Origin of the sequence: Bacillus salitolerans (assembly GCF_042680805.1) — a bacterium.
GTDB classification, from domain to species: Bacteria; Bacillota; Bacilli; order Bacillales; family SA4; genus Bacillus_CJ; species Bacillus_CJ salitolerans.
The window spans coordinates 112,228-134,377 of record NZ_JBHUEM010000054.1 but is presented as its reverse complement, the minus strand read 5'-3'; the positions used below and the strand labels follow the sequence as shown (position 1 = coordinate 134,377).

General features: G+C 36.4%; 25 protein-coding genes. 6 read left to right on the top strand and 19 right to left on the bottom strand.

Translation table 11 applies throughout. The features are described 5' to 3' along the window. Nucleotides 1–16: 16 nt before the first annotated feature. The 3 genes from ACFSCX_RS22700 to ACFSCX_RS22690 all read right to left on the bottom strand — a co-directional run bounded on the left by ACFSCX_RS22700 (nt 17) and on the right by ACFSCX_RS22690 (nt 1,806). Nucleotides 17–820, bottom strand: coding sequence for a DUF1444 domain-containing protein (locus ACFSCX_RS22700; protein WP_377930524.1), 804 nt, complete (start codon nt 818–820; stop codon nt 17–19). A gap of 39 nt (nt 821–859) precedes the next feature. After that, complete coding sequence (locus ACFSCX_RS22695) at nt 860–1,171, bottom strand: thioredoxin family protein (protein WP_377930523.1); 312 nt, start codon at nt 1,169–1,171, stop codon at nt 860–862. 128 nt (nt 1,172–1,299) lie between these two features. Then, a complete protein-coding gene (locus ACFSCX_RS22690) occupies nt 1,300–1,806 on the bottom strand; it encodes a hypothetical protein (RefSeq protein WP_377930522.1) in 507 nt (168 codons plus the stop codon). Nucleotides 1,807–1,992: 186 nt separating this feature from the next. On the opposite strand from ACFSCX_RS22690, the gene ACFSCX_RS22685 reads away from it, so the two are divergent. Continuing rightward, complete coding sequence (locus ACFSCX_RS22685) at nt 1,993–2,433, top strand: YtoQ family protein (protein ID WP_377930521.1); 441 nt, start codon at nt 1,993–1,995, stop codon at nt 2,431–2,433. 27 nt (nt 2,434–2,460) lie between these two features. On the opposite strand, the gene ACFSCX_RS22680 is transcribed toward ACFSCX_RS22685, so the two are convergent. Both ACFSCX_RS22680 and ACFSCX_RS22675 read right to left on the bottom strand, forming a co-directional pair. After that, nucleotides 2,461–2,970 carry a DUF84 family protein gene (locus tag ACFSCX_RS22680; protein ID WP_377930520.1) on the bottom strand — a complete coding sequence of 170 codons (510 nt, stop codon included), beginning with the start codon at nt 2,968–2,970 and terminating at the stop codon, nt 2,461–2,463. Nucleotides 2,971–3,394: 424 nt separating this feature from the next. Then, the gene (locus ACFSCX_RS22675; RefSeq protein WP_377930519.1) at nt 3,395–4,468 is read right to left on the bottom strand and encodes a M42 family metallopeptidase; all 1,074 of its coding nucleotides are present in this window, start codon (nt 4,466–4,468) and stop codon (nt 3,395–3,397) included. A gap of 174 nt (nt 4,469–4,642) precedes the next feature. Here ACFSCX_RS22675 and ACFSCX_RS22670 point away from each other — a divergent pair, with 174 nt between their 5' ends. Next, nucleotides 4,643–4,957 (top strand): PepSY domain-containing protein, encoded by a 315-nt coding sequence (locus ACFSCX_RS22670; protein WP_377930518.1) that lies wholly within the window; start codon nt 4,643–4,645, stop codon nt 4,955–4,957. Between the two features lie 378 nt (nt 4,958–5,335). Here ACFSCX_RS22670 and ACFSCX_RS22665 read toward each other — a convergent pair whose 3' ends face one another. Continuing rightward, nucleotides 5,336–6,175: a YtnP family quorum-quenching lactonase gene (locus ACFSCX_RS22665; RefSeq protein ID WP_377930517.1), complete on the bottom strand. Its 840-nt coding sequence runs from the start codon at nt 6,173–6,175 to the stop codon at nt 5,336–5,338. A 319-nt stretch (nt 6,176–6,494) separates the two neighbouring features. After that, nucleotides 6,495–7,136 (bottom strand): tRNA (guanosine(46)-N7)-methyltransferase TrmB, encoded by a 642-nt coding sequence (gene trmB / locus ACFSCX_RS22660; RefSeq protein WP_377930516.1) that lies wholly within the window; start codon nt 7,134–7,136, stop codon nt 6,495–6,497. A 126-nt stretch (nt 7,137–7,262) separates the two neighbouring features. Between trmB and ACFSCX_RS22655 the strand changes: the two genes are divergently transcribed. After that, nucleotides 7,263–7,541: a YtzH-like family protein gene (locus ACFSCX_RS22655; RefSeq protein ID WP_377930515.1), complete on the top strand. Its 279-nt coding sequence runs from the start codon at nt 7,263–7,265 to the stop codon at nt 7,539–7,541. Nucleotide 7,542: 1 nt separating this feature from the next. Here ACFSCX_RS22655 and ACFSCX_RS22650 read toward each other — a convergent pair whose 3' ends face one another. The 4 genes from ACFSCX_RS22650 to thpR all read right to left on the bottom strand — a co-directional run bounded on the left by ACFSCX_RS22650 (nt 7,543) and on the right by thpR (nt 12,191). Next, nucleotides 7,543–8,322, bottom strand: a complete 780-nt coding sequence (locus ACFSCX_RS22650) for a phosphotransferase family protein (RefSeq protein ID WP_377930514.1) — start codon at nt 8,320–8,322, stop codon at nt 7,543–7,545. Nucleotides 8,323–8,440: 118 nt separating this feature from the next. After that, complete coding sequence (gene pulA / locus ACFSCX_RS22645) at nt 8,441–10,582, bottom strand: type I pullulanase (protein WP_377930513.1); 2,142 nt, start codon at nt 10,580–10,582, stop codon at nt 8,441–8,443. A gap of 35 nt (nt 10,583–10,617) precedes the next feature. Beyond that, nucleotides 10,618–11,586, bottom strand: a complete 969-nt coding sequence (locus ACFSCX_RS22640; protein WP_377930512.1) for an NERD domain-containing protein — start codon at nt 11,584–11,586, stop codon at nt 10,618–10,620. A 38-nt stretch (nt 11,587–11,624) separates the two neighbouring features. Continuing rightward, a complete protein-coding gene (gene thpR / locus ACFSCX_RS22635) occupies nt 11,625–12,191 on the bottom strand; it encodes an RNA 2',3'-cyclic phosphodiesterase (protein ID WP_377930511.1) in 567 nt (188 codons plus the stop codon). Nucleotides 12,192–12,324: 133 nt separating this feature from the next. Between thpR and cysK the strand changes: the two genes are divergently transcribed. Continuing rightward, entirely contained in the window at nt 12,325–13,260 is a 936-nt protein-coding gene (cysK, locus tag ACFSCX_RS22630) for a cysteine synthase A (protein ID WP_377930510.1), read from the top strand. Between the two features lie 53 nt (nt 13,261–13,313). On the opposite strand, the gene ACFSCX_RS22625 is transcribed toward cysK, so the two are convergent. The 5 genes from ACFSCX_RS22625 to ACFSCX_RS22605 form a co-directional block, all read right to left on the bottom strand. Then, on the bottom strand, nt 13,314–14,480 hold the full coding sequence (locus ACFSCX_RS22625) for an MFS transporter (RefSeq protein ID WP_377930648.1): 1,167 nt from the start codon (nt 14,478–14,480) through the stop codon (nt 13,314–13,316). A 63-nt stretch (nt 14,481–14,543) separates the two neighbouring features. Further along, a complete protein-coding gene (locus tag ACFSCX_RS22620; protein WP_377930509.1) occupies nt 14,544–15,557 on the bottom strand; it encodes a potassium channel family protein in 1,014 nt (337 codons plus the stop codon). Nucleotides 15,558–15,596: 39 nt separating this feature from the next. After that, nucleotides 15,597–16,724, bottom strand: coding sequence for an ABC transporter permease (locus ACFSCX_RS22615; RefSeq protein WP_377930508.1), 1,128 nt, complete (start codon nt 16,722–16,724; stop codon nt 15,597–15,599). Beyond that, nucleotides 16,711–17,433, bottom strand: a complete 723-nt coding sequence (locus tag ACFSCX_RS22610) for an ABC transporter ATP-binding protein (protein WP_377930507.1) — start codon at nt 17,431–17,433, stop codon at nt 16,711–16,713. The genes ACFSCX_RS22615 and ACFSCX_RS22610 overlap by 14 nt, the downstream gene beginning before the upstream one ends. Nucleotides 17,434–17,528: 95 nt before the next feature. After that, complete coding sequence (locus ACFSCX_RS22605) at nt 17,529–17,951, bottom strand: RDD family protein (protein ID WP_377930506.1); 423 nt, start codon at nt 17,949–17,951, stop codon at nt 17,529–17,531. A 335-nt stretch (nt 17,952–18,286) separates the two neighbouring features. On the opposite strand from ACFSCX_RS22605, the gene ACFSCX_RS22600 reads away from it, so the two are divergent. Next, nucleotides 18,287–18,508, top strand: coding sequence for a DeoR family transcriptional regulator (locus ACFSCX_RS22600; protein ID WP_377930505.1), 222 nt, complete (start codon nt 18,287–18,289; stop codon nt 18,506–18,508). Nucleotides 18,509–18,766: 258 nt separating this feature from the next. Here ACFSCX_RS22600 and ACFSCX_RS22595 read toward each other — a convergent pair whose 3' ends face one another. Next, entirely contained in the window at nt 18,767–19,489 is a 723-nt protein-coding gene (locus ACFSCX_RS22595) for a pseudouridine synthase (RefSeq protein ID WP_377930504.1), read from the bottom strand. 132 nt (nt 19,490–19,621) lie between these two features. On the opposite strand from ACFSCX_RS22595, the gene ACFSCX_RS22590 reads away from it, so the two are divergent. Beyond that, nucleotides 19,622–19,837, top strand: coding sequence for a hypothetical protein (locus ACFSCX_RS22590; RefSeq protein WP_377930503.1), 216 nt, complete (start codon nt 19,622–19,624; stop codon nt 19,835–19,837). 23 nt (nt 19,838–19,860) lie between these two features. Here the strand turns inward: ACFSCX_RS22590 and ACFSCX_RS22585 are convergent, their stop codons facing one another. After that, complete coding sequence (locus tag ACFSCX_RS22585; RefSeq protein ID WP_377930502.1) at nt 19,861–21,498, bottom strand: putative polysaccharide biosynthesis protein; 1,638 nt, start codon at nt 21,496–21,498, stop codon at nt 19,861–19,863. A gap of 99 nt (nt 21,499–21,597) precedes the next feature. After that, on the bottom strand, nt 21,598–21,984 hold the full coding sequence (locus ACFSCX_RS22580) for a hypothetical protein (protein ID WP_377930501.1): 387 nt from the start codon (nt 21,982–21,984) through the stop codon (nt 21,598–21,600). Nucleotides 21,985–22,150 lie beyond the last annotated feature (166 nt).

The following is a 22,150-nucleotide window of genomic DNA, read 5'->3' as shown; positions in this document are numbered from 1 at the left end:
CATTTCTCATCCCCTTTCATGACTTTCGCTTATTTTTTCCGAGAATAAATATTGGCTCTAATTCACCGTCTTCATATAAGAATGATAGAGCTGTAATAGGAACTAGACCGTTTGTAAAAAAGCTCATCGTCATCTGGGCGAGTATATCATAACCTGTTTCATTTCGAATGTCCGCAATAATTAAAACATCTTGATGAGGGACAGCTACTGCTAAATCTCCCATTTTCTCTTTGTGATATTTTTCAAGTAATGGCTCATGTAAGATTCGACTAGCGTCATATCCATCATTCGTATTGAAAAAGTAAAACACATTGTCAGCAACCACATCCTGTTTCACTTGAATTGGCAAGGAACGTACATTAAATTTAGCGATTTCCTTAACCCGCTCAGGACTCCAGGCTTGGGCTACTAATAGTTCCTCATCAATAAGCTTATAGGTTGTTCCAAGGTCAACTGCATAGTAGATTCTTGTTTCGGCTGTATGTTCATCTGTAAGTAGCTTCTTTCCATCCTTTGTTTCCATTGGGAAGGAAGTAGATCTTATAACTGGATATATTTTATTTTCCTTACCTTCTAGTTGGTGATTTTTCTTCGTTGCTTTTAATGATTCTTCTATGTAATATACAACCTCGTCTACCGCTTGATCTTTTTGTTCTTCCCATTTATTAATGATACCTGGTAATGACACTGTCACTCCTGTCTTTGATTCAGTATCAAAGACACGCAAAGTATCTTTTTTGGTATCATATTGAAGCGACCAGGCTGGATGTTGAAGTCGAGCTTGAAGAATATCTCTCATCTTTTTACTAGTCATTTTCACATCCATCACTCCTTTAGGCTATACCCTTACATTCCGATTTTATAAAGAATGTAAGAACTGCTCTATTTCTTCTTTTGTTTTCCGATCCTTACTTACAAATCGACCTATTTCTTTGCCTTTTTCATATGCAAGAAAACTTGGAATGCCATACACTTCTAATTCCGCACAAAGATCAATAAATTGATCCCGATCTACATAATAAAACGTATAGTCCGAAAATGCTTCTTCAACTTCAGGTAGAATAGGCTCAATGACTCTACAATCAGGACACCAATCAGCTGAAAACATTAGGACTGTTTTTCCATTTTGTACAACCTCTTGATATTGCTGCATGCTTTCAAGTTTTAACATAAATGACATCCTCCCATATAGTTATGTACTTTTTTCATTATAAAGCTCCAAAAGATAGAACACAAAAATAACAGATTCTTGCTCCTCTCAACATACATTACATTTCCAATTAAAATAAAACCCTATTTCTAGGGTTTATATCGAACAGAGTTTGCAATCCGCATCATCGATTCTGTACTCTTGATAATATCTCTTTGTTTTGTCTCCGTGGTGATCTTGACACCACCAATTCCTACTGTTACTTCATAAAGCTTTTTATCAATTTGAAGCACTTGAACAAATCCAAATCGTTCTTCCCCTTCAAATGTTTGATTCAAAAGATATCCCTCTTCAGTTGAAAGGGTTGTCTCATAAATAACCCGGCTATTCTGTTTTTCCAATGTGTTTACAAACAAAATATAAGTTTGTTTTCCTTCTTTAAGTATAATATTATGATTAATTTCATTATTGACCTTCATTGATCCTGGGATATAGTAAGAAAAGCTGCTTGTCTCCGCGTTAACTCCTTTTGGACTTTCAGCAAATTCCTTTTCTGCAATGTTCTCTACTTCCTTCAATACTTCTTCTGTCGTTGAACAACCAGCTAATAGCATAGCAAATGTTATTACAAGTAATATTTTCTTTATTGTCTTCACAAAATGAACCTCCTTATTACTACCACTATTATATATTACCTCTACAAAAATTCACGTGACAAGCTCTATTTTTTTTAGTAAATGATGGAATCCACTTCATAATCTAGTAGACTAGACCGTTATGAGAGAATTTCTATATATTTTATGATATATTCTCACTAAAGCTTATGTTAGGAGGAATTGGAAATGGAATTAGTTGTATACCTAGCTGGTGAAATTCATACAAACTGGAGAGATGAGCTAAGAGAGAAGGCAAAGATAAGTGATCTACCATTAACCTTTGTTGGTCCCATGACAGATCATGAACGCTCTGATAACATTGGTGAAGAAGTACTCGGTAAGCAGCCGACTTCTGTACTAAAGGATGAAGCAGCCTCAAACATTAACAATTTACGAACGAAGCTATTAATGGAAAAATCAGATGTAGTAATTGCTTTATTCGGAGAGAAATATAAACAGTGGAATACAGCGATGGATGCTTCTACAGCTGTTACTCTCGGTAAACCTCTCATTCTTATACGTCCAGAGACACTACACCACCCTCTTAAGGAGCTATCGAACAAAGCAAGCGTCACTGTTGAAACAGTAGATCAAGCAATTAAGGTATTGAACTATATTTTTGAATAGTGGAAATCGGCATTTATATGCCGATTTCTATTTTTTTTGATGGAATGCATATTGTCCTGCCAAGAGACGAACGACATGCTCAAACATTTCTTTTCTATTCACAAACCCTTCCGTTAAGATTCCTATGGCACCTTCTAGCTGTCTAACATTTCGTTTTTGTGCATATTCGTCCATTACAGGTCCTAATTCTCTCCCAGAGCGAAGCTCCTCTGCAATTTCATCTGGTAATAGGATTCTTGCTCCTCCTGCTGTAATGATACTTCCACTCCCATCAACCAATGCCCCCCAATTACAAAGATACATCCCTCCGTTCGTTTCCATAACACCGCCTTCAAGGCCAATTCCAATATGGGACCTGCCTGCTTCAAGAGCATTTTTGGCACGGTTTAGAGCCCCCATTAAAGTTTCTTCATCTGTAATGGGTTGATCGGAGACATGAGATGGAACTGAAATGCCTTTTACTTCATCTTTTTCAAAAATGAATTTAACTGCCTCAACTTTTGCATAGTTTTTTGATCCAATTGTGATTGTCCTCATTAGTCCTTCACTCCTTTACTAAGGTAACTCTAACTAGATACTTAGTACTTCACCAAGCAATTTTGTAATTTTTTTATTATTAGTAAGAAGGAAGCATAGGCTTTAGTGAATACAATTTCAACTCTCGCTGCTGAACAAAAGGCTCAGAGCGCCCCGTTTAGCCTAAGACAGAGCAAATATTCTGTCATGAAAAAAAGGGTGGTTTTCCCTTTTATCCATGACAGGTTATCTGACCAAGGAAATAGTGATTTTTCTATTTCCCTCGAGTAGGATGAAATGGCAAAGATCGTCGCCATTTCATCTTGGCTGGGCGCTGGAGCTAGATTTAGCCGTAACATTGTATAAACTAAACACCATAAACTTATACTCTCTTAACTTATAAAAAAAGAGAAGCCCTTAATGCTTCTCTTTTCATCGATACTTCTTAACCCTTTTGAATGATTGAATCAATCGTAGATTGATCAGCTGACTTTACTAATTTTACAATTAGTTCTTTTGCAGCTGCGTAATCATCAATGTGAACAATAGATGCATGTGTATGAATATAACGTGAACATATTCCAACTACTGCTGAAGGTACACCCTCATTTGATGTATGAACGCTACCAGCATCGGTTCCACCTTGTGAAATAAAATATTGATAAGGAATATTGTGTGTTTCCGCTGTATCTAAAATATACTCTCTCATCCCGCGATGTGTGATCATCGATCGGTCGAAAATACGAAGAAGTGCACCTTTTCCAAGTTGACCAAACGCCTGCTTATCACCAGACATGTCATTTGCCGGACTTGCATCAAGTGCAAAGAAAATATCTGGTTTAATCATGGTGGCAGCTACTTTTGCCCCGCGAGTTCCCACTTCTTCTTGAACAGTAGCGCCAGAGTATAAAATATTAGGGGTCTTTTCATCTTTTAGCTCTTTTAGAAGTTCAATTGATAGACCACATCCATAGCGATTATCCCATGCTTTTGCTAAAAGCTTCTTTTCGTTAGCCATTGGAGTAAATGGACAAATCGGAACGATTTGTTGTCCTGGCCTAATACCGATGTTCTTTGCATCTTCTTTATCGTCCGCTCCAATATCGATAAGCATGTTACCAATATCCATCGGTTTTGAACGCTGTGATTCGTCAAGTAAATGTGGGGGAATCGAACCAATGACACCGACTACTGGACCATTATCAGTAATAATTTGTACACGTTGTGCTAATAGTACCTGACTCCACCAGCCACCTAGTGTTTGGAACCTAATCATACCATTTTCAGTTACACTCGTAACCATAAATCCAACTTCATCCATATGACCAGCAACCATTATAGTTGGACCATTTTCAAGTCCTCTTTTTTTACCAAATATTCCTCCAAGTCGATCTTGTACAACCTCGTCAGAATACTTTTCAAGCTCCGTACGCATAAATTGCCTTACAGCATGCTCATTACCTGGTGCTCCTGGTAACTCGGTTAGTGTTTTAAATAATTGAAGTGTTTCTTGATTCATCTTATTCGTTCCCCTCCTATGGTATTTCGGAATACTAAATAAATGATAGCCTTATTGTACAGAACTTTCTATCGTGTTTCCAGTTTAAAGTTAGAACCTCGAATGGAAGCATAAGTTCATGTATACTGTAAATAGTATAAAATAGATGCTTACACGCAGAGGAGGTAATAGACCTTGAGTTTACGAAGATTTGTTTTAGGTATTGCTGTTGGAGTTCTCGGTACATATGTTGTCCAAAAAATCGCACCTTCACCATCTATTTCATCTGAACACGCATTAAAAATTGTAAAACAAGAATTAAAAAAACATGGACCCATCGATGGATCTTGGATCCACATGGAACCAGAATCATTTGTTAGAAATAATATTACTTACAAAGTGTACAGAGGCGGTATTTCAAGAACGAAACACGAGCAGCCTGAACAAATGGAATTTCTAGTTGATGCACAAAATGGTACGATACTAGATGTCCAAAAAGTCGAGATGTAAGTACTTATCATTCATTGGTATTTCTTAGCTTTTCTTATACAGTTTCATATAAAAAGATAGTTTTAGGGGAAAGGATATTATTCTTCCTATTCGAAAACAAAATGCGCAAGCGCCCCGTTTAGCAAAGGCTGAGCAAGTGTCCTAGAAAAGAAAAAGGGTGCCCTTTCCGTTTACTCTCCAATGGTTATTTGACCAAGGAAAAAGTGGTTTTTCTTTTTTCCCTCGAGTAGGATGAAATGGCAAAAATCGTTGCCATTTCATCTTGGCTGGGTGCTGGAGCCAGATTTCGCAGGGAACATTGTAAAAGGTAAACGCCAGAGCGTTATACTTCCTATATTACAAAATAACCCACTTAAAACCTTTTAAGTGGGTTTTGTATTAACTCCTCTTTACTGAATCTGTAATTTCTCCATTTTCATTCCATTTTAATGCTCGATACTCGGCATCATGATAAAAAATGAACCAGGAATGATCCTGTACCCCTTTTTCTATCCACCTTTGCTTTTCTTTGATTGATTGCATTGGATAATCATCATAGGCCATTACCCATAAAGGATTTTGATGTGCATGAGTTGGCATTAAATCCGCCATATGAAGGATTCGTTCATTCTCGCTCGTTAACACAATGATTGAATGTCCATCACTATGTCCGCCTGTATGAATCATTTCTATTTCGTCCGTTATGCTTATATGGTCGTTGAAAGGATTAACCATTTCAGAAATCGCTTCCCAATTTTCTTTCCAATACGTGTTTCGAGACCTAATATTGGGATTCCTCATTTCATCCCACTCCACTTTCGAGGTAATAATGGTAGCGTTTTCAAATGTAGGAACCAATTTACCATTCTTCCATTTTGTTAACCCGCAAGCATGATCAAAGTGCATATGTGTCATCAGTACGATATGTATATCCTTTGTGGTTAAGCCTAATTTATCAAGATCCTTTTCAATTGAAGATTCCTCTATAACCCCGAAGTTTCTCTTTAATTTATCCGACATTTTTCCATTACCAATTCCTGATTCAATCAAAATATTCCTGTTGCCATCTTGAATCAGAATAGGATCAGTTCGAAGCTGAATTTGGTTGAGTTCATTAACCTCGTATTTTTTTGACCAAAGAGGTCTCGGTACAACACCAAACATCGCACCACCGTCTAGGTGAGTTACTCCCCCATTTAGCCAAGTTAATGTGATCTTTCCTACTTTTAACGTTTCCATTGTATCCCTCCTTACCTTCATTTTAGCATGAACGAGGGCCGTTCGTAATATAGATGATAGGAAAATAACTTATCCGATAAATTGGGCATTAGACTCTATCACCTTGCCATGTGTGTTTTTTTGTCATTTTCTGAAAAGGTAAATAATTACTATATATGAGCCTACTCGTTGGAAGTGGAATTTAGCTTGATTTTGTGGTGCGAGTAGCACAGAGAAAATGTTTTTGCTACGCAGCTATGGACACCTCGTATCATACCAAGTGGGCTTTTTTTTGTTCAAACCTCATCATAATTAAAAAATCCTGCAAGTTGCAGGACTTTTAAGAACGATACTGTACCTCTGATCGATAGATACGTTGACCCTTTGCAGAAAATTTCTCTTCATACTCTGTCATGATATTTCCTTCAAAGTCGCTGTTGTGAAGGTCAAGGCTGACAAATTTTAGCAGGAGTCCATATTCTGAGAAGCTCTTTAATGAATATTCAAATAAACCTTGGTTATCCGTTTTAAAGTGAATTTCCCCATTTTTTATGAGAAGTTCCTTATATCTGTCCAAATATGTCTTGTAAGTTAACCGTCTCTTTTCATGACGATTTTTAGGCCAAGGGTCGGAGAAATTTAAATAAACTCGGCTAATTTCGCCTTGTTCAAAAAATGTAGTTAGCTCTTCTGCATTTTGATTAAGCAACTTCACATTTGGGCTAGGATCTTCGAGAATTCTCTCTAATGCTCCAACAATCACACTGTCTTGAAGCTCAACTCCAATATAATTAATAGATGGGTTTGCCTTCGCCATCCCAGTAATAAATTTTCCCTTACCTGTTCCTACTTCAATATGAATGGGGTTGTTATTACCAAATACTTCATTCCACTTTCCTTTTTGTAATTCTGGGTCTTGAATCACATATTGGTCATTTTCTCTTAGCATGTCTTTTGCCCAAGGCTTATTACGTAAACGCATATTTTAAACACTTCCTTATTACAAGTTGAAACAGTCAAGAGTAAGACTTGACTGTTTTTTTTCAGTATAAATTTACTTGATAAACAAAATATAATGAAAGAATGAATTTTAAAGGATGTGAAGGAAATGCCAATCAATCTTCACCATCAACTCAGTGTTTTATTAGATATATTAGCAAACCATCAAACAGATTGCTGCGGTACAGTAGCAGAATGTGAACAGCTTGAAAGGCTTGTGCAATCATTACTAGCCAATGACAACTTAAGTCTAGAAGCCAAAAATGTACTGATTGATGTATATCAATATAGTCAGACTGGAAAGTACACTCAGCATTTAGATGAACATATTACAAATCATCAGGAAAATCTTTCTCACTGGGTACATGATATTCATCACTTTTCCTAGGTTATACAATTAATGTCTTCAAAAATCGCTCAGCATAATTTTTTTGTTCATGTAGTTGTTTCTCCTCAAACCATTTAATGGAAAGCAAGGTTTGATAAATCACATACCACCTCATTCGATTATGAAGGTGGTCATTTAACGTTAATCCATAATGAGAAAGCCATTCATCCCAATCCTCTTTTGGAATATATGAATATAAAAGCATTCCGATATCAATAGCTGGATCTGCAATCATGGCACCGTCCCAGTCTATTAAGAACAGTTGATTTGTGTGTGATAGTAGCCAATTATTATGATTTATATCACAGTGACAAACCACATAATCCTCGTAGATTATTTGGGGTAGGTTCCTCTCTAATACTTGTATTGCAGTTTGAAGTAATGGGATTTCCCTACGTTCCGAATAAAATGTAGAATTTTTAAAATCTCTTAGCATTTCATCAGGCTTCAATGGAAACTTCCCCATTCTAAGCATCATATCAAGAAGCTCTTTAGAAGAGTGTATTTTACAAAGAAGCTTAGCTACGTGAGCCTCTTTCATATCGGTTGCTTTCAGCTCTCTACCATCAAGCCAATGCTGAGCAGTTATAACATCACCATCTGCTAGTCTTTTGGTCCAGACAAGCTTAGGTACGATGCCTTCTGCTGACAGCACTGCTAAGAAGGGAGATGAATTTCTTTTCAAAAAAAGCTTTTTATTTTTAAACTGTGCAAAGTAAGCTTCTCCAGTAGCACCACCTGCTGGGGAGACTTCCCACTCTTCACCTAGAATATATTTCAAAAGGTTCACCTTCAATGCAGTATCTAAATTATACTTATAAAATAAAAAAGACAGCGTATCGCTATCTTTTAAATTTTATCTTGTACAACGAAATAACGTCAAGTGTATGAAAAAATTTCTATCGTGCCAAAATAAGTATACTTACTTGCTTTATAATAACTTTTTTCGTCTGTAGCCTATATAAAGGCTTTGGAGAAGCTGATAATTCATCTGCTAACACATTCCAGCTCTGTTTTTCTCCAAGGTCCACCTGCTTATCTTGTAAGCCATTATAAAGGATAACAATAATCTTTTCCCACTCACCATAATCTATTACATTCTTTAATTCAAAGCTAATCACACCTTCTGGAACATTTTGAAAAAAGGAAAGATGCTTTCTTACTAGTTCCCCTTGTGGCAAACGAAACGCTTGATGTGATTTTCTGATTTGTATTATTCCTTTAATATACTCAACATCTAGATGGTATTCTTTTCGTCTATCCCAATCTAATTGATTAATCATGTCAGAGGATCGATAGCTGTTTCCGTCCCCTTGCTTTGTTCGGTAAAACTCCTGTCCACTATGAAGAAATGGGATCCCTTGTGATAGTAGCACGATGCTCGTTGCTAGTTTTTGCCTCTTACGTAGAATGTCTATTGTCTCATAGGAGTTACTCTGCACCATTTTATCCCAATACGTATGGTTATCGTGAGATTCTACATAATTAATCGAGGACGTCGGATGTAAAAACATACCCTTATTTGTCACATCCTGAAATGAGATACTGCCTGAAATGACTTGTTTTGCCTCTTCAACTAAATGATTATTTCCGAGCGAATAACCACGATCGTATAGATTAAATGTACTTCCTTTTATTACATCTCTAAATCGGTCATTGAAAAAAGCAATCCCAGGAAGCAAGTGTGCGTTTCGAGTGGTTGCTTTTCGTTCAACTGCTAATGGAGTGTTTAATTCCCATCCTTCTCCCAACAAGACGATTGAAGGATTTAGTTTTTGAACTTGATCCCGAACAAGGTTCATCGTTTCAATGTCTAAAATCCCCATTAAATCAAACCGAAACCCATCAACCTTGTAGGTCTGTATCCAATACAACACACAATCCACAATAAACTTTCTAACCATCCTTCGCTCTGAAGCAATATCATTTCCAACACCCGTACCATTGGATGGCAAGCCATTTTGGTCATATCTGAAATAATAGCCAGGAACAATTTTTTCAAAGGACGATTCCTCTTTTATATAAACATGGTTATAAACAACATCTAAAATTACACGTATTCCCTTTTCATGAAGGCTGTAAACTAGCTCTTGAAGCTCCAAAATCCGAGCATACGGATCTTTTGGATTTGATGAATAGCTGCCTTCAGGTGCAAAATAATGTAGTGGGTTGTATCCCCAATTATAGGATTTGTCAGGGTTCTCCTCATCGATGCCATCAAAATCATTGACCGGAAGAAGCTCGATATGCGTAATTCCTAAGTCCATCACATGGTTTATACAAGTGCATTCAGAAGGTTCTTCTATAAATCCTTTGTACGTCCCTTTTTTGATAATTCCGCTTTCTGGATGTATTGTAAAATCACGAATGTGTGTTTCATAAATAATAGCATCCGTTACATTTATAGGCTGTGAGACGATAACCCGTGAATTATGTAGTTTATCTCCGTTAATAACTACACCGTACTGACCGTTAATGGAAACAGATTTTGCATAAGGATCGACCGCTTCTCTTGATATCTTATTCACACAAACACGATACGTATAGTAAAACCCATCCCAGTTTCCCTGTATGTTTACCTCCCATATTCCAAGCCTTTTTCGACTCATTGTAATTTCTTGGCGAGTTTCATGTTGGATATCAAAGAGGACGAGTGTCACACTGGAGGCACTTGGGGCCCAAACCTTAAAGGTTGTATGGTCCGGTTGATAATTAGCCCCTAAATCATCTCCATCATAAGCATATTTTTCATCAAATTCTTCTGTTCTGATTACTGCACCAACTTGCAAATCTGTTGTTAAGTCCCCTATCGAAATCGTATAGCATTCTCCAACTTCAAGTTGTGATTTTGTGATGCATTGAAGTTTATAAAAGTATTCATGTTCTTCTCTACTAGTAGGTCGTAAAGTCTCTATGTATCCGTTTGGAGCCAATAATGTAAAAGTCAATACCTCGCCCCAGCTACGTGCCTTTGGAAGTATGATTGTAATCAAATTCATTTTATCTAAATACGCTTCAAATACTCTAGAATGAATTAACAATCAGATCCCTCCAACTTAAAAGTCATGTTAGGTTGTCACTCAGGAGTGTTCCATTCAGGGCGTTTTACATAAGTCGTTTGACAGTGCTGTAATAATACCTGTGCTGCCTTAAGCTGTACATGTTTTATAGGAGAGGAATGCTTTCTTAAATTTCTAAACCAGCCTTCATACTTTCTTTTATCAATAAACAGGATATCAGGTGGGCTATATGGGAAATCGAAATACCCTGTCCTGTTAAGGATGACCTTTCGAATCGGTAGATCGATCTGATAATTGTTATAGATTTGATTCACGACTTTTTCCATACGATTAATCGCGATAACTGGATTTAAGTGTTTTTTCTCTTCTTCCAAATACTTCTCCGTCCAAAATCTTTCTTTTGACCCTATAAATACACTGTTCTCCTTGCCTTCCAATACAGTGATGCACCATGTTTCAGTTGGACTAATCATCACTACTTCTAACTCTACTGGTGCTCTTTGAACTAAAAAGACTGGATGATAAAGAACAAGGTAATTGTCTGGGAAACGTTGAAGGAAATATTTTAAGGTATCTTCATCATAAAGGTCTTTATCAAGATAAGACTTTTCTCTAATAGTTGAACTTGCCCATTTCACTTGGAATTCAAATAATCCATCTAAAAACCTTTGTTTAAGCTCTTCCTCCGTTTTAGGTTTACTCGTGAATTGGTAGTCTATATGAAATCCCGGAACTTCCTGTTCATCATCCTCTTGCCCAAAAACATATGAACGATTCGTAACTTCTTCTTCGGGTGTTGATTCTCTTTTAAGAATACTTTTTAACGGTTTAAAAAATGTTTTTTTATTCACAACAGGCTGATGATTTTCCTGCTTATTTTCATGAAGACTATTTTCAAAATAATGCTTAAATTTGTTCCATCCTTGTTTTTTCAGTCGTATGTACTGACTGGGATATCGATAAATATTCATTTCATATCTAGAAATGAGATCAAATAATTTAATAAGCTGAGCCAACAATTTCACCACTCTTAAAAAATATATTAATGAAGCTATGAAGTAAGTTAATCTTTTAAGGAAAAGATGGATAACGGTTCGTATTTAGGTGTTCTGTCAAGATGGGTTTGATACAAAATAAAATCCTTAACAGAAAATGATACTATTTTTTCTTCTCCTTTCACAATATGAGAAAGGTTGTTAGGAAATACATCGTCTGAACTCCATTTTCTCGCCAATGTCATATGCGGATTATACGGGCGATCATCTAGCGTAAAGCCCAGCTTCTTACATGCTCTGTATACATCCATTTGCAGATCAAATAATTTTTGTTCTCTCTCAAGTCCGGCCCAAAATATTCTAGGAGATTCCTTTCTACCAAATGTTCCTATACCATTTAGTGACAGTTGAAAGGAATGATGTTTGCCTGCAATAACCTCCATTTCCTTACTAATATTTCGTAGCATAGACTTCGGAATATCCCCTAGAAAAGCTAATGTTATATGATAATCTTCAGGATGGACCCAGGATTTAAAGGGTAACTGATTCTTCATGGATTGTTGCCATTTTGAGTATACTGCTTTTAATTCATTAGAAATAGGAATCGCAAGAAAGAAATGAGTCTTTGTATTCATCGTAAACCACCTTTAATGAGTATTTTCGTCTCATTATTGTATATTTTACCAAAGTCGTTAAAAATAGTGGTATCAAAATCATCGTGCACGATAAACGGGTATGATACGATGGTAAAAAGGAGGAACGGGCATCATGAAAAAAGTAAATAATATCAATGAACTTATCGGAGACACCCCCTTAGTCAAGCTTCAACGTGTAAAACCCGAAAAGGGTGCACAAATTTATTTAAAGCTAGAGTTTTTCAATCCTAGTAGAAGCGTAAAAGACCGTGCAGCCTATAATATGATCTTACAAGCTGAAAAAGCCGGATTACTAAAGAATGGCTCTACCATTATTGAGCCTACAAGTGGAAATACAGGAATTGGGCTTGCCATGAATGCAGCTGCTAGGGGTTATAGAGCGATATTAGTTATGCCAGACACGATGACAAAGGAAAGAATCAATTTATTAAAGGCGTACGGAGCCGACGTGGTATTAACCCCTGGTGAGGAAAAAATGCCTGGTGCTATAAAAAAAGCCCAAGAATTAGCAACTGAAATAAAGAATAGCTTCATCCCTATGCAATTTGATAACTTTGCTAATCCAGATGCCCATCGCCATACAACAGCAAAAGAAATTATAAAAGCGATGAATGAAATAGGCAAACCATTATCAGCTTTTGTAGCTACTGCTGGAACAGGTGGTACCATCACTGGTACTGGTGAAGTATTAAAAGAACATTTCCCAAACATAAGCATTCATGTTGTTGAGCCCGCCGGCTCTCCGGTGCTATCTGGTGGAAAGCCTGGTAAACATAAACTAGTTGGAACTAGTCCTGGTTTTATTCCAACTATATTAAATCAAAACATTTATAATGAAATTATTAAAATTGAAGATGACCAAGCCTATAACATTACAAGAAGATTAGCAAAAGAAGAAGGAATATTAGTCGGTCCATCATCAGGTGCTGCCTGCTACGCAGCGATACAGGTAGCAAGTAGGCTGTCAGAAGATGACGTTGTTGTGTGTATTGCTTGTGATACTGGTGAACGTTATCTATCTAGCGACTTATTTGATTTTTCCGAATAATTCAGCTTCCAAAGGTTATATTAAAACAGGGCTCTTTTCATAGAGCCCTGTTTCTAATTGGAAGCTTGCCTTAACGCAGTTCGCCTTTTTATATGATCAATTCTTGTGATGGCTAGTAATGTAATCACCCCAAAAGTCGTTAATACTCCATAGAATAAATAAACAGCTTGTATAGAGTTCAACTCAAGAATTATGCCTCCAAAATAGGTACAAAACCAACTTCCTAAACCATTACCAATAGCCGAATATAAAGAAACCGCCGTTATATGAACTTCCTTAGGAGAGATATCCCTTACATATTGAAGTGCTGCTGGGATAAAGAGTCCTACTGAAATGCCTTGAGCAATGGTGGTGGCATACACAAGAAAAAGAGAAGGTTCATAAAAATAAAAATACCATCTTATCATTGAGATACTAGCCGCAATGAGCAATACATGGAGCATTCCTACTCGTTGAATAAACTTTCTTGCATATTGCATGAATGGTGCTTCACTTCCTGCTGCTAATAAGAAGGCAATCCCTACTCCAGTAAGGGTACCACCTAAATCTTTGATCAATAAGCCGAAATAGAAGTTATTTGCATAAATCGGTCCAAATATTAAAAATGTTGTGAGCAGAAATAGTAAAAATCTAGGGCGTTTCCCGAGCGAATGAATTCCTTGAAAGAGATTCGTTTGTATTCTTTGACTCTCTCCTGGAAGACGCCAGCTAAAGATTGTCGATAGGAATAGTACAATAGCAAATGAGTAAAAAATAACCGTTAATCCTACGAATTCTGCTGCCCTTCCAACGACAAGCACAGATATTGCGAACCCTAAGGCCCCCCATAGCCGAAACGACCCATAATTTCCATTTACTTTTTGAACATAATTTAGAGTTATACTATCTGATAAAGGTACGATTGCACTTTGAGCAGTCGCAATAAAAATAGCGATGATAAATATCGTGACGTATGTATCCATAAAGGAATAGATAAACCCTATTAGACTCGTTAAAACAATCGCAATTGTTAGTAACACCTTTGGCTTTTGGGTCCAATCACTAAGCATGCCCCACATTGGCTGAACAATAATCATCACCACAGGGCTAATAGACATAATAACTCCAATTTGACTACCGGTTAAACCAATATTTTCATCTAAATATACGGTTAAAAGGGGATATAGGGACCCAATCCCAAAGAAGGTTAAGAAATAAAAAGCACTAAAATTCCACCGCATTGAACCATGTTGAACGATATGACTTGACAACAAAACCCCTCTATTTCTTCATTCAATTTTAAATCAACTAGCACTTATTCTATCATAAGTTTCTTTATCACAAATAATATAAAGGACAGAATCTGCTGCAATTGATTCATCCAATCTACGGTTAATGTTTAAATTGGTTTGGTCAGATATTAATGTGGCTCCCTCTTTTAAAAGGTCATCAAATGCTTCACGGTACGTCTTCCACTCAGGCTTTGCTTTAATTTGAAACAAGTCATCTCCATACCTACGACTAATAAGCTGTGAAAATATTTTTGTTATTCCCTTTGAGGTAGCGGATCTCACTGCAAGGTGCGAAATCGTTTCATGAGACATTAGAAAATCATCTACTTTAATATGTTGGAAATTTTTAATATGATGTTCATTCATAATCTCAACTGTCGTATGCACATGTGCTCCAAATTGCTCAATCGAGGAAGCAATTAATAATGTTTTTCCATCAGTGAGTTCATCATCCTTAATGGTATCATCTGCAAAAATTAAGACAGCTTTTGCTTTTAATACATTCGCCTTCTCGAGTGTCTCATTTTGGGTAGCCTGGCCTTTCACATAATGAACTCGCTCTAACAGTAGAGGCGCTTTGTCCAACTGGTCAATAATGACAATATCGATATTAATGTTTGATTCCACTATCTCTTGTACAGCATATTTTGCCTTTGGCGACCATCCTATAATAACGATATGTCCTTCACCTTTATATGTCATTCTTCCTTCCTCCCTTTTCCTGCGAAACTCTGAAAAGAAATCAACAACCTTACCAATTACAAGTCCTATTAAACCAATTCCAATCAAATATAAAAAGATGGCAAATATTCGACCTTCAATCGTTAAAGGTGAATAATCTCCATACCCAACCGTTGTTACAGTCGTCATTACCCACCAAAGTGCAATGAAAGGTGTTGGAAATGTTTCAGGCTCTAAATAGTGTATTACATAAGTACTAAAGAAGATGAAACTAACACTTGCCCAAAATAAAACCCAATTATTTAATTTTACCGCTTTCAAAAATAGCTTTCTCAGAAACAGCATAAGGTACCTCCCTTTCTCTCTTTTAAGAATAACAAATCATTAAATAAAAAGGGTGAATACAAAGGTAGATATGATTACGAAATATGACATAATGCAGATACATACATATGAATACACCCATTCTCGCCTTCCATAGGTTTCGTCTTTCATAGAATGAAATAATGGATGACCTGAACTACTCCATACCTTCCCCCAAACAATATGAAACCAATACGTTATAAAAAAATAAAACAATACAGCCAGTAATATTTTTAGCCAAAACGGCAAAACAATTATACTAACAGCCGTAATACCTACTATACGTACGAACCAGTTGACAAAAGTTTTGTTTCGCAAAAACAGTTTAAAGAATAACTCAATCCTAACAAACTCTGATCTTCGATTCGCAAAAATATGCTTCGAATTCTTAAAAAAGGGGAAGTGTCCCTTCTTATCTTGCTCCTTTTCAATCTCGTATGATAATTGATACACAAGTTTTGTAAAGGTTCCTGCTTTGGATTGTTCATACGAAACAATCGATAAAAAATCTTGCCTTTCCCTTATTAAGTAGTAGACCAAATAAAACAAACTACTACAAACGAAAACAAGTAAAAGCGAAGAAACCCAGAAAGAAATATGATTAAGCCATATACCCAAATATAGTAAAATATGTAAACCTACAACTAAAACTATATTACGCCATGTTAATTTTTTTCTTTTTATTGCCTTCAAGATTAAATGATGAAGGAGGGTCAATAGATAAAAGACGATTCCTTGCTCCAAAGTAAAGAGTTGATTGTGCAAATAGATGGGTAGCAATAAAACGTGAAGGCTAGTTATAGCAACAAATCCTTGGAAAAGAGTAGTCCACCAGCCAATTTTTATCATAGTCGAGAGAAAAAGTGGGATTCTGCTTAAAAACAATAAATCTGCTTCTCTAATAAAACTTCGAAAGTTCCCAAAAGATAGGCTAAAGATAAAAAATCCAATCATTATATGATTGATTTTAACTTTGGATAAATATAAAGGAGGGTCACCCCACCACATTGTATATGTATATATACAAAAAGCTAAGACTGGCACTACTAGATAGAGAACAATCGTCCAATCAAAAACAGATAAGAACACTTTCTGTTCATTTAGCCACTCCTCTTTAAACCTTTGAAAATATATGTTAAACTCCCGCATATTCGTGCCCCTCTATTATTTCATAAAAACAATCTAATAGGGATCCATTTTTTAAACCTGCATAATCTTGAATTTCTTCTAGTGTACCAGAGGATAAGATTCTTCCCTGAAAAACGAGAATAAAGCGATCACATATCTTTTCAGCCGTATCTAATACATGAGTTGAAAGTAGAATGCCTGAACCGTTTTTCTTTTCTTCTTCTAATTTTAGGATTAAGCGCTTCGTTGCACCAGGATCTAATCCAATAAATGGCTCATCTACAACAAATAATTTGGGCTTAATAAAGAATGCAAGTATGATCATTAGTTTTTGTTTCATTCCTTTTGAGAATGTAGACGGATATGCGTGAATAGCATGTTCCATTCGAAATTCCTTCAGTAGATGATTCGCTCTTGAATTCAGTATGTTTTCTTGTATGTCGTAGGCAGTTGCAGCCAATTCTAAATGCTCCCATAGCGTTAGCCCTTCATAATATAACGGTTGTTCAGGGATGTAGCCAATCTGTTCTGAACCGGAATGTAATTGTATATTGCCAACAACCGAAGGAAGCACTCCTAAAATGGCTTGTGTTGTTGTACTTTTCCCCGCACCATTTGGTCCTATGAGCCCGACAATCTCCCCAGCTTTAATCGAAAATTTTATTTCTTGCAATGTATGTTTATGTAAGGAATAACCTGCTCTATGAATATCAACATCAAGTAAGTGCATAACACCCGACTCCTTCCTATTCCCTTACCATCATATACGAAATAAATGGAAAATGGTTACAAAAAAAAGTGTCGATTATAATCGACACTTCTCTTTTAAGGCTTATCATAGGTGACATAAGTACCTGCTAAAAAGTCATGGATGGCCCTTTTGTCCTTCCGAACTCCAACCATTATAGCAGAAATGATAAACCCTATCCCTAACGTTAACAAATAAGTAAGATAAGCAACAATCGTTCTCATAAGCATTGACCCAATTCCTAATTTCTTACCATTAACCTTTGCAATTCTGATACCGGCAATCCTTTTTCCAACATTATATCCATGCCAAATGACTGGTAATATTATCGCATATAGTAATGATAGTAAATATAGAAATGATATAAGTATTTGCTTATCTTCAAATCCTCCCACCATATATTCAATGGTATAAAATGGTGTGCATACAATAATCCCATCTAAAATTGATGCAACAAATCGAATCCAAAATCCAGCAGGGTTATGAACTCCCACCTCCATTATCATCACCTCTTAATTTCTAGTTTATCAGGTCTATAAGGAATAATCAGGAAAATATCGTATATTCCTACATAGATAAATTGATACTAATAATGAAAAAAATGAAGGGAAACCACGATTTTTGTAGAAATAGTCATACTATTAAGAATTCGGCACATATATTTACAACAACATAAAAAATGAGGTGGTTGTCTATTTTTAGTGTAAATATTGTGTAAATTCAAAACTCAAAAGTAGCTTCTCTTTTTTATACGATGTTAATATGGACTTAGGGTCAAAAAAGGACCGACATGTTTGTTGAAAAAAAATACGAATAAACATTAAGGAGTGGTTTTTTGAAGCCTTCAACTTCCCGTATGCTTAACCGTATCAAATCTGTTTATATGTTCATCAGTGAAAAAGGTACTGTAACTACCGAACAACTCGTTGACGAATTTGGAACGACGCAACGAACCATCCAAAGGGACTTAAACGTACTTTCATATAACGATTTGGTAGAGAGCCCAAGCCGCGGAAAATGGTCAGCAACCAAAAAGAAAGTGAAGTTGACTTCGTAAAAAACACCCAAGAGATACAGACAGGGTACATAGGAACAATAGGCGCATGCGCCCCGGTTAGCCCCGAAAAGCAAATGTTCTGTCATGAAGAAAAGGGCGATCTTTCCCTGTTATGCATGACAGGTTATTTGACCTCAGGCGGGCTGGGCGCTGGAGCCGGATTAGTACGCACATCACTCAGTTATCCACAAATGATGACCTTTTATAGTTTCTTCAATAACAAAAAAGGAAGGACGAGTTTGCTCCTTCCTTTTCATTCTAACTGTACGAGCTTTCTTGTCTCAATAATTCAACCTCTTCTTCTGTTAACTCTCGATATTCTCCAAGCTGAAGCGTTTCATCTAATGCTAATGGCCCCATCTTAATTCTCTTTAAATACATTACCCGCTTACCGACTGCTTCAAACATTCTTTTAACTTGATGGAATTTCCCTTCTGTTATAATCAATTCAATTTTCGAAGTAGGACCAGCTTCTATTATTTTCAACTCACCGGGCTTTGTAACATATCCATCATCTAATTCAACACCTTGTTTAAATGCAAAAACATCCTCTTCAGTTACCTCATCATTTATATGGGCAAAGTATGTCTTTGGCACGTGTTTCTTTGGAGAAAGCAATTGATGTGAAAGCTGTCCATCATTTGTTATTAATAAAAGGCCTTCTGTATCTTTATCCAGCCTTCCTACAGGAAATGGGTTAAAAATCGCATCCTCTATTTCCAATAAGTCAATCACCGTTTCATCGTGGTTATCCTCTGTTGCAGAAATGACCCCAGGTGGTTTATTCATCATTAAATAAATAAATTCTTTATATTCAACTGGCTCTCCATTTACTGTCACAGTTTGGACCTTTGGATCTACATGTGTTTTTGCGTCTTTAATAATCGTTTCATCTATCCTAACAGTTCCTGTTTTAAGTAGCTGTTTGACTTCCTTCCGTGTTCCAAATCCCATATTTGATAACAATTTATCGATTCGCATTTGTTTACCACCTAACTGATTAATTAAATTAGGCACATGTCTCATGCCTATCATCGTATAACAACATACACTATAGCGTAATGAAAAAACAGATGCCATATCAAAAGGCACATGTAAAAAGGAGAGGACATCATGTATTATCCACGTGAGCAAGCAGAAGGATACTATTTCCCATTCCCTATTCCAGGTTATCCGGGAGGCCCAGGCCATGGAGATGGTAACGTGAATCGCCGCTTAGATCGTTTAGAACGACAAGTAGAGCGATTAACAAGAAGAATAGATCGCTTAGATCGACGAGTAGATAGAATAGAACGACGTTTAGGTATGTATGGTGATGGTAATTACTAACCATTCCTCTTTCAAGCCATTGTTTAGTTGGACTTCTCTCCAGCTAAACTTTTTCTTTTTAAAAATGAAAATCTCTTACCCAAAAGTTTCCCTGCTAAATTGGAACGATAGCTTAAATATAAATAAATGGCAGCACCAAACACTGTAGCAATGATCGAAACAATGGTTGCTTCCCATCTTCCCTCTCTATAATCGATAAATTGTTGAAGGAGTCCTCCAATAAGAAAAATTCCAACCATCATGATCAAGGCAAAGATACTCATTAGTATTGCCCTTTTGATGAAAATCCGATAAGAATAATTAGCATGTCTTTTTATCATGAAGACACTGTAAACAACAGAACCAAGATAACCTAATGCTGTCGCCAATATAGAACCTATCCCACCAAACCAGGTGATGAAAGGTATATTAAAAACAAGCTTTAACAATAGTCCAAAAAACAAGCTGATGACAGCAAGCTTTTGCTTTTGAATGCCTTGAAGGATAGCAGCTGTAACTGTAAAGAAGGCAAATAATATCGCAACAGGTGCGTACCATCTTAACAAGGAACCACCCAGTGAAAGTTCTTCGATATTATAAAACATAGCATAAAATTTATAGCTTAATGTCGCTAAGCCTACTACTGCAGGTAACGTTAAAAAATACACGACTTGAAAGGATTGGTCAATTTGTACGCGAAGCTGCTTTCCATTATGGTCTGTAAATGCCTTTGTAATAGCCGGAACAAGTGTTAGTCCAAAAGCTGTTGCTAATGACACAGGAATCATGACCAATTTAGGCGCCTTAAATTGAATGATAGAAAAAATCGTTTCTGCTATCTCTCTCTTCCCGTTTTCAACAAGCGTGCGATTTAATGTATATTGATCAACATATTGATATAGTGGAATGGCTAGTCCTACAAACACAAAGGGACCTGCATATGTAAGTAGTTCCTTTATCATTTCCTTCGATGAAATCTTTACATTTGGTTTGCTATTTGCTAATAAGACGTTAAGACTCTGCCTTCGTTTTAAAAAGTACCATCCTAAAACAGCTAAACCTCCTAAAGCACCGACAAATGCTGCAAAAGTAGCATAGCCAATCGCTGTAGACAATTCTCCATTTCCAACTTTTAGGATAAAGTAAACAGACACTAGCAAAAAGATAATTCGAACGAGCTGTTCGATTACTTGAGAAACGGCAGTTGGCTCCATCGTTTGATTTCCTTGAAAAAAACCGCGAATGACACTCATAATTGGAACTATTAATAAGGCAAAACTAACCATTCGAATTACATTTGTTACATCTTCAACTGAGTTTCCAAGCTGGTCATCTCCAAGCTGAAGAGGTGCTAATACAGGTGCTAAGCTATACAATAATATAAATGAGACAATTCCCATTCCTACCATTAATAGCATACCCGTTTTAAACATTTTTCTACTTGTTTCGTAGTCTCCAAGCGCATTGTACTTCGAGATGAATTTCGAAACGGCCATAGGAACGCCTATGGTGGATAGGCTTAGGAAAATGGTATACTGTCCATAACCATACGCATATAAAGCTGTCCCTTGATCACCTACAAGAGCTACAAATGGAAAGACATAAATCATCCCTAATATTCTGGATATATATGTACCTAAAGTTAATATGAAAGTACCTCTTAATAAACTTGAGCTTGACATAAACTTCCTCCAACTACGAACTTAACGAATGAGTGTATTTTATCACACTTGCAGAACAAAAGGCTCAGGCCGCCCCGCTAGTATTGATTCCATGCTCTTCTACCAGCCTGCAAGCGGCTGGCGATTTATCGAAATATTTTCAAAAAATAAATAGGGTGTTTCCTCTTTAATATGTTTAAATTCTTCTGAGGTAATGGCAATGGAAAAGCGTTCGTAAGCTTCTGTTTCAAGTAATAATCGACCAGCATGCTCAAACTGAAAAATGACTGCATGTTCCGCCTTGGAGTTAATTTGAAAGCAAAATATATAAGCATTAATAGCCGGATCAAACAACCAGGCATAATCAAATTGATTTACCTTCATTGACGTAACCCCTGTTAATTCCGGAACACTCACAAGTAAAGTAGCTTCTGTACCTGCTTCTGTCCAACCTGCATCATGTGGGTAAAAACCTTCTGAAATATTTGGTTTATATGAATTCGTCATAATAACAACTCCTATCACTACCACTAACTATATTGAAAAACCTTCACTTAGCCAAGTGTTTACACGATTTTCTTTTTTACTTAGAAAATGATATTCTTCATTGTATAGAATATTTGCCTGAGTTTTAACACAATTGCTTCATCGCTACTTGGTTTGAGAGGATGTT